Here is an 11,316-nt window from a genome sequence, read left to right as displayed (position 1 = left end):
CCGGGCCGGACCGCTGGCCTACCCTGACCAGGTGACCACCGCCGTCTGCCCCGGGTCCTTCGACCCCCTCACGCTCGGGCACGTGGATGTCGTCCGGCGAGCCAGGTCGATGTTCGACGAGGTCGTCGTCGGGGTCGCCCGGAACTCGTCGAAGGCGTCCCTGCTCCCGGTCGAGCAGCGGGTCGCCCTGGCGCGTGCGGCGTTCGCGGACCTGGACGGGGTCCGGGTGGAGGCCGTCGACGGGCTGCTCGCCGACTTCGTCCGTACGGTGGGTGCGGTCGCGGTGGTCAAGGGGCTGCGCGGCGGCGCCGACTTCGACGCCGAGCTGCCGATGGCTCTGATGAACAGGCACCTGTCGGCGGTCGAGACCGTGTTCGTCGTGGGGGATCAGGCGCTGGCCCACATCGCGTCGTCGCTGGTCAAGGACGTGGCGCGGTACGGCGGTCCGATCGACGACCTGGTTCCGGCGGGGGTCGCGGAGGCGGTGCGCGCAGCACTACGAGGAGGGGACGCAGGATGACCGACGAGGACCCGACCACGAGGCCCGAGGGCCTCACCGGTGTGCTGGACGCGATCGCGTCGGCCGTGGCGAACGCCCGGGCGATGCCGATGTCGTCGTCGGTGCTGGTGAACCGCGCCGAGCTGCTGGACCTCGTGGACCAGGCGCGGGACGTGCTGCCCAGCCAGCTCTCGCGCGCCGACGAGGTGCTGGCCGACGCGGACACCGCCCGGTCGGCCGCGCAGGCGGAGGCGGACGCGCTGATCGCGCAGGCGCGGGCGCGGGCTGCCGAGCTCGTCGACCGGGAGGCCGTGGTCGTCGCCGCGCAGGAGCGTGCCGCGGAGCTGGTCGCGGAGGCGGAGCAGGTGGCCGAGGGCCTCCAGCGGGACGCCGACGACTACTGCGACCGCCGGCTGGCGGACTTCGAGATCGACCTGGGCAAGGTGCTGAGCCAGGTCCAGGCGGGCCGGGCGAAGCTGGCGGGGCGGTTGGGCGTCGACGACGCGTGAGGTGCAGCGTCGACGAGACGTGAGACCTGCGCCACTCCCGAACGATTTGGGTGGCCCCTGGCCTGTGCCGTAGAGTCATCCGTTGGTTCTGCCGCTCATGGCGGGACCGAGATCAACGAGGGGACTTCTGGCCGTGTCGCGCCCTGTTCGCCTCGATTCCCGTTCGCCGCTCGTGCTCGATACCCACGAGCTCGGCCGACGTCCGGGATCGACGAGGACCGTGCAGCGCACCGTGGCCGCCCCGGAGGATCTCGGTACCGACGTGATCGGCATCCCCACCGGGACCGACATCGAGCTGGATCTGCGGCTCGAGGCGGTCATGGAGGGGGTCCTGGTCACCGGATCCGTCCGTGGTCGGGCGATCGGGGAGTGCGTCCGCTGCCTGGGTGAGGTCGTCGAGAACATCGACGTCTCGCTCACGGAGCTCTACGTCTACCCCGAGCGTGCGGCCGTCGCGGTGGAGGACGGCGACGAGGAAGAAGACGTGCGTGAGCTCGAGGACGACCTGGTCGACCTCGAACCCGCGTTGCGGGACACGGTCGTGCCGGCTCTGCCGTTCCAGCCGCTGTGCCGTCCCGACTGCCCCGGTCTGTGCTCCGAGTGTGGCGCACGGCTCGCGGATGACCCTGACCACTCGCATGAGACGCTTGACCCCCGCTGGTCCGCACTGAGCGGACTGCTGGGTTCGAACGACGAGACGAAAGAGAGCTAGCCGTGGCTGTTCCGAAGCGCAAGATGTCGCGCAGCAACACCCGTGCGCGTCGGTCGCAGTGGAAGACCACTGCCACGACGCTCCACACGTGCCCGCAGTGCAAGGCCAACAAGATGCCGCACACGGCGTGCCCGTCGTGCGGTACCTACAAGGACCGTGCCTACGCCGAGGCCGTGCGTACCGAGTTCGAGGTTCGCTGAGCTGAGGCTCGTGGGCGACGCGCCCCCGCCGTGGAGCATTCGATGACCGGAGGACCGGCGTGAGTGCCGCGGCAGAGCTGTTGCACGAGAAGCTCGGGGTCCACCTGGACCCCGAGCTTCTCGTGCTTGCACTGACGCACCGCTCGTTCGCGCACGAGGCCGGGGGGATCCCCACCAACGAACGGCTCGAGTTCCTCGGGGACGCGGTGCTCGGACTGGTCGTCACGGAGTCGCTGTACCGCGCGCACCCGGACCTGCCGGAGGGTGCGCTCGCGAAGATGCGGGCCGCCACGGTGTCGCAGCGGGCGCTGGCGCTGGTCGCGCGGGCCCTCGACCTGGGCGACTACGTGCTGCTGGGCAAGGGAGAGCTGTCGACCGGCGGTCGGGACAAGGACTCGATCCTGTCCGACACGCTCGAGGCCGTGTTCGGCGCCGTCTACCTGAACCACGGCGTGGAGACCGCCCGCGCGGTGGTCGAGCGACTGGTGGGGCCGTCCCTCGTCGCCGCGGCCGACCTCGGTGCCGGGCTCGACTGGAAGACGTCGCTGCAGGAGCTGTCCGCCTCCCTCGGTCTGGGTGCGCCGAGCTACGACGTCACCGGCGAGGGCCCCGACCACTCCCGCACGTTCACGGCGCGCGCCATCGTCGCCGGTGAGCCGCGCGGCGTCGGCGTCGGCCCGGCCAAGAAGCTCGCCGAGCAGGACGCCGCCGCGGACGCCTACCGGGTGCTCGCCGCGCAGCTCCAGCCCTGACGTGCCCGAGCTGCCCGAGGTCGAGACGGTCCGGGACGGGCTGGCACGGCACGTGCTGGGTCGGACCGTCACGCGGGTCGAGGTGCGGCGGGACTACAGCGTCCGACGCCACGTCGACGGACCCCTGGACTTCGCGGGCCGGCTGCAGGGCCGCCGGCTGGACGCGGCCGTCCGGCGCGGCAAGTTCCTCTGGCTTCTGCTGGACCAGGACGACGACGCCCTGATGGCGCACCTGGGGATGAGCGGGCAGCTGCTGGTCCGGGAGGGGCCGGAGCGACCGGAGCACCCGCACCTGCGCGTCCGGCTCGACCTCGACGACGGCTCCGCGCTGGACTTCGTGGACCAGCGCACGTTCGGGCACCTGAGCGTGCCGGACCTCGTCCCGACGCCGGACGGCGCAGCGGGCGGCCTGGGTTCCCCGCTGCCGGTCGTCCCGGAGCCCGTGGCGCACATCGCCCGGGACCTACTCGACCCCGTCCTCGACCGGGCGGCGCTGGTGGCAGCGGTGCGCCGACGCAAGACCGGCATCAAGCGCGCGCTCCTGGACCAGACGGTCGTGTCCGGGATCGGCAACATCTACGCCGATGAGGGCCTCTGGCGGGCGCAGCTGCACTACGCGCGGCCGACGGAGACGATGCGCCGGGCGGAGGTCGAGCGGGCGCTGGAAGGTGCGGCCGAGGTGATGAGCGAGGCGCTCGTGCAGGGCGGGACCAGCTTCGACGCGCTCTACGTGAACGTGAACGGCGCCTCGGGGTACTTCGACCGGTCGCTCGCGGTCTACGGGCAGGAAGGCCGACCGTGCCCGCGCTGCGGCACCCCGGTCCGCCGCGACGAGTTCATGAACCGCTCCTCCTTCAGCTGCCCGCGGTGCCAGCCTCGGCCCCGCCGGGGCCACTTCTAGCCCGGTTCTCGCGCGCGACGACGTTGCGGAGCCCGCGACCGGCGAGGAACGCCGCGAGGTTCGCGGCCACCAGGTCGCCCGCGCCCCGGGGCCGCCCGCCCGCGGCGTGCGGACTGATCAGCACCCGCGGCTCGTCCCACAGCGGCGAGTCGGCCGGGAGCGGTTCCGTCTCGAACACGTCGAGGGCGGCGCCTGCGATCTGGTCGGACCGGAGAGCGTCCAGCAGGGCGGCTTCGTCGAGCGTCGTGCCCCGGCCCACGTTGACCACCCACGCCCGCGGGGGCAGCAGCGACAGGACGCCGGAGTCGACGGCGTGCCGGGTCTGCTCGGTGGCGGGCAGGAGCGAGATCAGCACGTCGGTGCGCGGCAGGTGGTCGGGGAGGTCGAACGCCGAGATCACCGGGAAGCCGTGCCGGTCGCCCGCGACGGTCGCGACTCCCGTGACCTGGGCGCCCAGTGCACTCAGCACGGGTGCGAGCCGGGCGGCGATCGACCCGAAGCCCCAGATCAGCACCTGCGCGCCATCGAGGGTCCGGAACGCGTGGCCGGGCTGCGGGTCCTGCATGCCGCCCAGCTCGCCTGCCCACCGGTGCTCCGTCTGCGCGCGGACGAGGTCCGGGATCCGCCGGGCCGCGGCCAGCACGAGCGCGAGGGTGTGCTCCGCGACCGGGCCGTCGTGCAGCCCGCGGCCTGACGTGATGACGACGTCGTCGGCGAACCCCGCCGCGAGCGCCGCGTCCGGACCCGCCGCGAGCGTCTGCACCCACCGCAGGGCGGTGAGGCGCCGTGCGGCGTCGGCCGCCTGCGCAGGTTCGTTCCCCCAGAGCACGAGGACCTCGGCATCGAGAGCGTCCGACGGCACCGGCTCCTGCACGTCGTAGCGCACGACCCGCACGTCGGCGGGCAGCGTCGGGTCGTCGGACATCGTCGTGGGCAGCAGGATCGTGGTCACCGTCGCTACGATGCCATCGTGGCCTCACCCAGCGCCTCTGCTCGTGCAACCTCCGGTCCCATCACCGTGATGATCGTCGACGATCACGAGGTGGTCCGCCGCGGGATCGCGGAGCTCGTGGACCAGGCCGAGGGCATGAGCGTGGTCGCGGAGGCCGGCTCCGTGGCGGACGGGGTGCGGCGCGCCGGCCTGGTGCGGCCCCAGGTCGTGCTGGTGGACCTGCAGCTGCCGGACGGCACCGGGATCGACGTCCTGCACGGGCTGCGCGAGCAGCTCCCGGAGACGCGGGCGATCGTGCTCACGTCCTTCGACGACGACGACGCCCTCGCGGCGGCGCTCGAGGAGGGCGCAGCCGCCTACCTGCTGAAGTCCGTGCGCGGTGCGGAGATCACCGAGGTGATCCGCGCCGTCGCCGCCGGGCGCGTCATGCTCGACCAGCGGACGGTCACGCGGCACAAGGCCCAGCACGACGACCCGACGGAGAGCCTGACGCCGAGCGAGCTGCGGGTCATCGAGCTCATCGGCGAGGGGATGTCCAACCGGGAGATCGCGGAGCGGCTCGGTGTCGTCGAGAAGACCGTGAAGAACCACATCACGTCCGTGCTCGCCAAGATGGGCCTGCAGCGCCGCACCCAGGTCGCGGCCTGGGTGGCGTCGCGGGCGAGGGCGGGCTGGCGGGTCGAGCCGAGCGGCTGAGGTCAGCCCAGGGGTGCGGTCCAGGTCAGGAGCGTGCCCGGACCCTCCGGCCGGGTGCCGATCTCGGCGGTCCCGCCGTGCTCGTGCGCTCGTTCGGCGAGGTTGCGCGTGCCCGAGCTGCGGCGGCGGTCCGGTGCGAGCCCCACGCCGTCGTCCTCGACCTCGACCCGGACGGAGGCCTGCGGCCCGGCGCCGACGACCCGCACGCGCACGGTCACGGACGAGGCGCGCGCGTGCCGGGCCGCGTTGGCGAGCCCCTCGCGCACGACGGCGACCACGTCGGAGGTGAGGCCCGGTCCGACCAGCCCGTCCAGCCGGTCCGCGTCGAGGGTGCCCTCGGCCACCGTGGCACCGTCGAGGCTGACCACGAAGGACGGGGCGAAGCCGAGGCCCGTCCGCGCGAGGGACGCCTCGCGCCGCAGGCGCGCGACGAGGCCGGTGGCGGCGTCCGGGTCCCGCAGGTCGTGCACGATCCGCCGGATCTGCCGGACCGAGCCGTCGACGTTGTCGAGCGCCTCGTCGACGACCGCGATGAGCCCGGTGAGCCCAGCGGCGTCCGTGCCGCCCGCGGCACGTCGTCGGACCGTCTCCAGCTGCAGGCCCGTCGCGAACAGCTGCTGGATGGCGAGGTCGTGCAGGTCGCGGGCGATCCGCTCGCGCTCGTCGAGCAGCGCCGCCAGGTCCTGGGCGTGCCGTCCGGCCGCGAGCTCGTTGGCGAGGCCGGCCTGCGCGGCGAACGACGCCGCTGTGGTGAGGTCGGACGGCTCGAACGGGGGTGCACCGACCTTGCGCAGCAGGATGAGCACCCCGACGGCGCCCCCGGGCGCCGGCACGGGCGCGAACAGGCCGGGACCGAACGACCGCAGCGCGGGTGTCGCGACGGTGCTGGCGCGCGCGAGGGACGCCGTGATCAGCCCGGTGCCCTCCTCGATCACCCTCCAGGCGCGCGAGCCCGGTGGCATCGGGGCGCCCAGCAGCTCGCGGCGCATGCGCCCGACCGCGACCTCGATGACCAGCTCACCGCCCACGCCCGGCAGCGCGAGCGCGGCGGCGTCCGCCTGGTCGGCCTCCCGGGCGGTCGCGACGATGCGTTCGAGCGCGTCGTCGTCGTCGACGCCCTCGAGCAGCGTCGTCGTGAGGTCCTGCCCCGCCCGGAGCCAGTGCTCGCGCCGCAGCGCGTCGGCGTACAGGTGCGCGTTGGCGACGGCCACCCCGGCCGCCGCGGCGAGCGCCACCACGGACTCCTCGTCCTGCTGGGTGAAGCCGCCGGGCTTCTCGGACAGGTACAGGTGGCCGAAGACCCGCCCGCCGACCCGGACGGAGGTGCCGAGGAGCGGGACCGTCGACGGGTGGTGGGGCGGGATGCCGCGGAACGCCGGGTGCTCGCGTGCGTCGCTGAGGCGCAGCGCCCCGGTCTCGGGGACCTCGCCGAGCGTGCCGAGCGCGAGTGGCGCCGCACGCAGGACGTCGGCGACCGTCCCCGGCACGCCGGTGGACACGAACGCGGTGGACACCCCGCTGTCGTCGATCACCGTGAGCGCGCCGTACGGAGCACCGGTGAGGCCTGCGGCGGCCTCGACGAACCGCTCGAGGACCGCGACCAGCTCGAGCTCGCCCGCGACCGCGAGGACGGCGCCGACCAGGTCGCGGTCGTGCGGGACCTCCGCCTCGGCCACAGTGCGATCTCCCGTCAGTCGGTCGCGCGCTCTCGCTCCCACGCGTCACGGTAGTCCGGGACGGTCGCGAGGAGGTCGGCGTGCGTGCCCCGGGCACGGACGTGTCCGGCGTCGAGCAGGAGGACCTCGTCGGCGGCCCCGAGCGGGCTCAGCCGGTGGGTCACGAGGACCACCCCGCGCGGGTCGCTCAGCAGGTCCGTGACCAGCGCGTCCGCGCGTTCCGGGTCGAGGTGCTCGGCCGGCTCGTCGACCAGCAGGAGCGCGGTGGGCGACACCAGGGCGCGCGCGACGAGCAGCCGCCGCCGTTCGCCGCCGGACACCGTGCGGGCGTCCGGGCCGAGGACGGTGTCGAGCCCGTCAGGGAGGCCGTCCAGCCACGGCGCCAGGCCGACGCGCGCCAGGACGTCCGTGGCCTCGGTGGCGGTGAGGTCACCGCGCGCGACGCGCAGGTTCTCCAGCACGGTGGTCCCGAAGACGTGGGCGTCCTCGGTCCCGACGACGACGGTCGCCGCGACCGCGTGCCGGTCGAGGTGCTCCACGTCGTGCCCGTCGAGCGTGAGGGTGCCGGACTGCCGGGGGAGCAGGCCGGCGAGCGTCAGGAGGGTGGTCGTCTTGCCGGTGCCGGACGGTCCGACGAGGGCGATCGAGCGACCGGGCCGCAGGTCCAGCGCGAGATCCGTGACCACCGCCGGTGCGCCGGGCCACCCGCACGCGAGGTCCGTCGCGACGAGCGGGGGCCGTCCGGGGGCGTCGTCGGTGGCCGGTGGGTCGGTCGGCGCGTCGAGCAGGGCGAGGACCCGGGCCGCCGCGGCGCGCGAGCGCTGCACCTGGATCGCGGCGGCGGGCAGGAGGGCGGTCGCCTCGAACGCCGCGAGCGGGGTGAGCACGACCACGGCGAGCTCGACGGGGGAGAGCAGCCCGGCGCCGACGGCCGGGACGCCGGTGAGCAGGGCCGCCAGCATCGCGACGCCCACCGCGAGCTGACCGAGCCCGGCGGCGACCGCGGCAGGGCCGGCCCCGGCGTCGGTGGCCGCCGCGAGCCGACGGTCGGACTCGCGCAGGGCGGCCAGCTCGGCGCCCGCCCGGCCACCCACGAGGAGCGGACCGGCGTCGTCGAGCAGGCCGAGCGCGGTCGCCGTCATGTCGGCGCGGCTCTGCAGCGCACGCTCCTCGGTGCTGCGCGCAGCCCTGGCGGCGATCGCGGGTGCGACGACGCCCGCCAGCACGAGGCAGGCGCCGAGCGCGAGACCGGCCGGGGGCCAGAACGCGCACATCGCGAGCACGGTGCCCGCGCCGAGGGCGGCGGCGACGCCCGCCGGCAGCAGACCGCGCACCACCACGTCGCCGACCGTGTCGACGTCCGCGCCGACCCGCGCGAGCAGGTCCCCACGCCGCACCCGCAGGAGCGTCTCCGGGCGCGCGACCGCGAGCCGCTCGTAGAGCGTGGTGCGCAGGTCGGTCATGCCCCGCAGGGCGACGTCGTGGGACACGAGCCGCTCCAGGTAGCGCAGCACCCCGCGGCCGATGCCGAACGCGCGCACCGCGACCGTCGCGACCGACAGCTGGAGCACGGGCGGCATCTGGGAGGCGCGGGCGATCAGCCACGCCGAGACCGCCGCGAGCGCGACCCCGCAGCCCAGCGCGAGCGTGCCGAGCAGCAGCGCGAGCGCGAACCGGCGCGGATCGAGGTCGAGGAGCCGGACTGCGCGCCGCAGCGTGCCGCGGGTCATGCGAGCACCGCGGCGGCCGACCGGACCTGCACGACGTCGTCGGCGACCGCGACCAGCGACGGACGGTGCGCGACGAGCAGCACCGTCCGGCCGGCCTCCCGCAGCGCCCGGACGGTGTCGAGGACCACCTGCTCGCCGGCCGCGTCCAGGTGCGCGGTGGGCTCGTCGAGGACCACCAGCGGAGTCTGCGCGAGCAGGGTGCGGGTCAGCGCGACCCGTTGGCGCTGACCCAGGCTCAGTCCCGCGCCGCCGCGGCCCAGCGGCGTGGCCCAGCCGTCGGGAAGGGTCGCCAGCACGGTGTCGAGACCGGTGAGCGCGGCCGCCGCCGCGCGTGAGCCCTCGTCGCCGCCGACGAGCTCGGCCACGGTCCCCGGCTCGAGCACGGGGCGCTGCGGCAGCCAGGACACCTGGGCCCACACCGAGGGGAGGTCGAGGTCGGCGAGGTCGACGCCGTCGATCGACACCCGGCCGTCGTCGGGACGGAGCAGGCCGAGGGCGAGCTCGAGCGCCGTGGTCTTGCCGACGCCGCTCGGCCCGGTCAGCGCGACGACCGTGCCCGGCACCAGCGCGAGGTCGAGGCGGTGCGGGGTGCTGCCGCCCGAGGTCTGCACCCCCACGCCGTCGAGCCGCAGGACCGCCGTCCGCAGGTCCGGCGCGGTCCGCGTCCCGGCCTCGGGCACGGGCGTCTCCAGCACCTCGAACGCCCGCCCTGCCGCCGCGACGCCGTCGGCCGCGGCGTGGAACTGGACCCCGACCTGTCGCAGGGGCAGGAAGACCTCGGGCGCCAGCACGAGGACGGCGATCCCGGTGACCAGGTCGAGGTGCCCCTCGACCAGGCGCAGCCCGATGCCGACCGCGACGAGCGCCACCGACAGCGTGGTCAGCAGCTCGAGCACCATGCCCGACAGGAACGCGATGCGCAGCGTGCCCATCGTGGCCTGGCGGTGCGCGTCGCCGAGCGTCCGGACCCGGGCGCCCGGCCCGCGCTCGCGCCCGTGCGCGCGCAGCGTGGGCAGCCCGGCGAGCAGGTCCAGGACCTGCGCCCCGAGCCGCTGCATGCTGGCCAGACCCTGCTCGGACCGGCCCTGCGTGAGCCGCCCGACCAGGACCATGAAGATGGGCACCAGCGGCAGCACCGTGACCAGGATCGCCGCGGAGACCCAGTCGAGCCCGAGCACCACGAGCAGGACACCCGGGGTGACGGTCGCCGCGAGCACCAGCTGGGGCAGGTACCGCACGAAGTACGGCTCGAGGGCGTCGAGCCCGCGGGTGGCCAGCGTGACCACCGACGGGCCCTCGCCGGAGGCCAGCCACCGCGGCCCGAGCGCCACGGCGTGCGCGACCACCTGCTCGCGCAGCTCGGCGACGGTCCGGGTGGCCGCGCGGTGCGCGAAGCGCTCCTGCACGGCGGTGACCAGCGTCCGGACCGTGACGACCGCCGCGAGCCACCCGATGGTCGGACCCAGGACGTCCAGCGTGGCGCCGTCCGAGACGGCGGCGCCGAGCGCGTGCGCGAGCAGCAGCGCCTGCGCGACGACCAGCGCCGCCGTGAGCACGCCGAGCGCCGCGGTCAGGGCGACGTACCCGCGGGCGGCCCGGGCGTGCCTGAGCAGTCGCGGGTCCAGGGGCCTCACCGGTCGGCGGAGGGGGCGGGGACCTTCTCGAACGTCAGGCCGGTGTGGTCCGGGATCCGGTCCGCGGAGATCCGCTTGCGGAACACCCAGTACGTCCAGCCCTGGTACAGCAGCACCAGCGGGGTGAGTAACGCGGCCACCCAGGTCATCACGGTGAGCGTGTAGTCGGTCGACGACGCGTTGGTGGTCGTCAGCGAGTTGGCCGGGTCGAACGCGGGCATGACGTCGGGGAACATCGACCCGAAGATCAGCACGACGGCACCGACGATCGCGACGGCCGAGGCGGTGAACGCGAGGCCCTCCTTGCGGCGCTGCGCGGCGACGACGAGCACGACCAGGGCGCCGGCCGCGACGGCGACGGCCGCCCAGGTCCACGGCACCGAGTAGGCCACCTGCGCCCACACGGCCCAGGCGCCCGCCACGACGAGCGTCACGACGGACGCCCGTGCCGCGAACGCCCCGGCGCGGGCGCGGACGTCACCGTCGGACTTCAGCGCCAGGAAGACCGCTCCGTGGGTGAGGAAGATCAGGGCGGTCGTGGCGCCGCCGAGCAGGGCGAACGGGTTGAGCAGGGCCCAGAAGCCCCCGACGTACTGGTGATCGGCGTCCAGCTCCACCCCGCGGACCAGGTTGGCGAACGCCACGCCCCAGAGCACGGCCGGCACCCAGGACCCGACCATCAGGCACCGGTCGGCCAGGGAGCGCCAGCCTGGGTCGTCGATCTTGCCGCGCCACTCGAAAGCGACCACCCGCACGATGAGCGCCAGCAGGATGAGCAGGAGCGGCAGGTAGAAGCCGGAGAACATGGTGGCGTACCACTCCGGGAACGCCGCGAACGTCGCACCGCCCGCGGTCAGCAGCCACACCTCGTTGCCGTCCCAGACCGGGCCGATGGTGTTGATCATGACGCGACGGTCGCGGTCCTTGGCCGCTCGGTCGCCGCGGGACAGCAGCCCGAGCAGCATCCCGACGCCGAAGTCGAACCCCTCCAGCACGAGGTAGCCGGTCCACAGGACGGCGATGAGGATGAACCAGACGGTCGTGAGCTCCATGGT

The 11,316-nt window shown here is 74.7% G+C and carries 12 protein-coding genes; 7 read left to right on the top strand and 5 right to left on the bottom strand.

What is annotated here, in order from left to right; all coding sequences use genetic code 11:
- Positions 1–31 precede the first annotated feature (31 nt).
- From coaD to mutM, 6 genes are all read left to right on the top strand, one after another.
- Positions 32–520, top strand: coding sequence for a pantetheine-phosphate adenylyltransferase (gene coaD / locus ACXJKF_RS12215; protein WP_456787982.1), 489 nt, complete (start codon positions 32–34; stop codon positions 518–520).
- Entirely contained in the window at positions 517–1,008 is a 492-nt protein-coding gene (locus ACXJKF_RS12210; RefSeq protein ID WP_456787981.1) for a hypothetical protein, read from the top strand. Before coaD ends, ACXJKF_RS12210 begins: the two co-directional genes overlap by 4 nt.
- 133 nt (positions 1,009–1,141) lie before the next feature.
- The gene (locus tag ACXJKF_RS12205) at positions 1,142–1,720 is read left to right on the top strand and encodes a YceD family protein (protein WP_456787980.1); all 579 of its coding nucleotides are present in this window, start codon (positions 1,142–1,144) and stop codon (positions 1,718–1,720) included.
- Between the two features lie 2 nt (positions 1,721–1,722).
- Positions 1,723–1,920 (top strand): 50S ribosomal protein L32, encoded by a 198-nt coding sequence (gene rpmF, locus ACXJKF_RS12200; RefSeq protein ID WP_055913037.1) that lies wholly within the window; start codon positions 1,723–1,725, stop codon positions 1,918–1,920.
- A gap of 59 nt (positions 1,921–1,979) precedes the next feature.
- The gene (gene rnc / locus ACXJKF_RS12195) at positions 1,980–2,672 is read left to right on the top strand and encodes a ribonuclease III (protein ID WP_456787979.1); all 693 of its coding nucleotides are present in this window, start codon (positions 1,980–1,982) and stop codon (positions 2,670–2,672) included.
- A 1-nt stretch (position 2,673) separates the two neighbouring features.
- The gene (gene mutM / locus ACXJKF_RS12190; RefSeq protein WP_456787978.1) at positions 2,674–3,573 is read left to right on the top strand and encodes a bifunctional DNA-formamidopyrimidine glycosylase/DNA-(apurinic or apyrimidinic site) lyase; all 900 of its coding nucleotides are present in this window, start codon (positions 2,674–2,676) and stop codon (positions 3,571–3,573) included.
- Here the strand turns inward: mutM and ACXJKF_RS12185 are convergent.
- Positions 3,527–4,498, bottom strand: coding sequence for an NAD(P)-dependent oxidoreductase (locus ACXJKF_RS12185; RefSeq protein WP_456788034.1), 972 nt, complete (start codon positions 4,496–4,498; stop codon positions 3,527–3,529). The genes mutM and ACXJKF_RS12185 overlap by 47 nt on opposite strands.
- Before the next feature lie 96 nt (positions 4,499–4,594).
- Here ACXJKF_RS12185 and ACXJKF_RS12180 point away from each other — a divergent pair, with 96 nt between their 5' ends.
- Positions 4,595–5,221, top strand: a complete 627-nt coding sequence (locus ACXJKF_RS12180; protein WP_456787977.1) for a response regulator — start codon at positions 4,595–4,597, stop codon at positions 5,219–5,221.
- Between the two features lie 2 nt (positions 5,222–5,223).
- Here ACXJKF_RS12180 and ACXJKF_RS12175 read toward each other — a convergent pair whose 3' ends face one another.
- The 4 genes from ACXJKF_RS12175 to cydB are packed head-to-tail and all read right to left on the bottom strand — an operon-like array spanning position 5,224 to position 11,313.
- Positions 5,224–6,897 carry a GAF domain-containing sensor histidine kinase gene (locus ACXJKF_RS12175; protein ID WP_456787976.1) on the bottom strand — a complete coding sequence of 558 codons (1,674 nt, stop codon included), beginning with the start codon at positions 6,895–6,897 and terminating at the stop codon, positions 5,224–5,226.
- Between the two features lie 14 nt (positions 6,898–6,911).
- On the bottom strand, positions 6,912–8,627 hold the full coding sequence (gene cydC / locus ACXJKF_RS12170; RefSeq protein WP_456787975.1) for a thiol reductant ABC exporter subunit CydC: 1,716 nt from the start codon (positions 8,625–8,627) through the stop codon (positions 6,912–6,914).
- Positions 8,624–10,261, bottom strand: coding sequence for a thiol reductant ABC exporter subunit CydD (gene cydD / locus ACXJKF_RS12165; protein ID WP_456787974.1), 1,638 nt, complete (start codon positions 10,259–10,261; stop codon positions 8,624–8,626). The genes cydC and cydD overlap by 4 nt, the downstream gene beginning before the upstream one ends.
- On the bottom strand, positions 10,258–11,313 hold the full coding sequence (gene cydB, locus ACXJKF_RS12160) for a cytochrome d ubiquinol oxidase subunit II (protein WP_456787973.1): 1,056 nt from the start codon (positions 11,311–11,313) through the stop codon (positions 10,258–10,260). The genes cydD and cydB overlap by 4 nt, the downstream gene beginning before the upstream one ends.
- Between the last annotated feature and the right edge of the window lie 3 nt (positions 11,314–11,316).

It is taken from the genome of Cellulomonas sp. P5_C5, from assembly GCF_054049655.1.
This window is presented reverse-complemented; position numbering and strand designations above follow the sequence as displayed.

Coding starts and splice junctions, on each gene's coding strand:
- ACXJKF_RS12210 (WP_456787981.1), top strand. CDS start 517: ATGACCGACGAGGACCCGACCACGAGGCCCGAGGGCCTCACCGGTGTG.
- ACXJKF_RS12185 (WP_456788034.1), bottom strand. CDS start 4,498: ATGTCCGACGACCCGACGCTGCCCGCCGACGTGCGGGTCGTGCGCTAC.
- ACXJKF_RS12180 (WP_456787977.1), top strand. CDS start 4,595: ATGATCGTCGACGATCACGAGGTGGTCCGCCGCGGGATCGCGGAGCTC.
- cydC (WP_456787975.1), bottom strand. CDS start 8,627: ATGACCCGCGGCACGCTGCGGCGCGCAGTCCGGCTCCTCGACCTCGAT.
- cydB (WP_456787973.1), bottom strand. CDS start 11,313: ATGGAGCTCACGACCGTCTGGTTCATCCTCATCGCCGTCCTGTGGACC.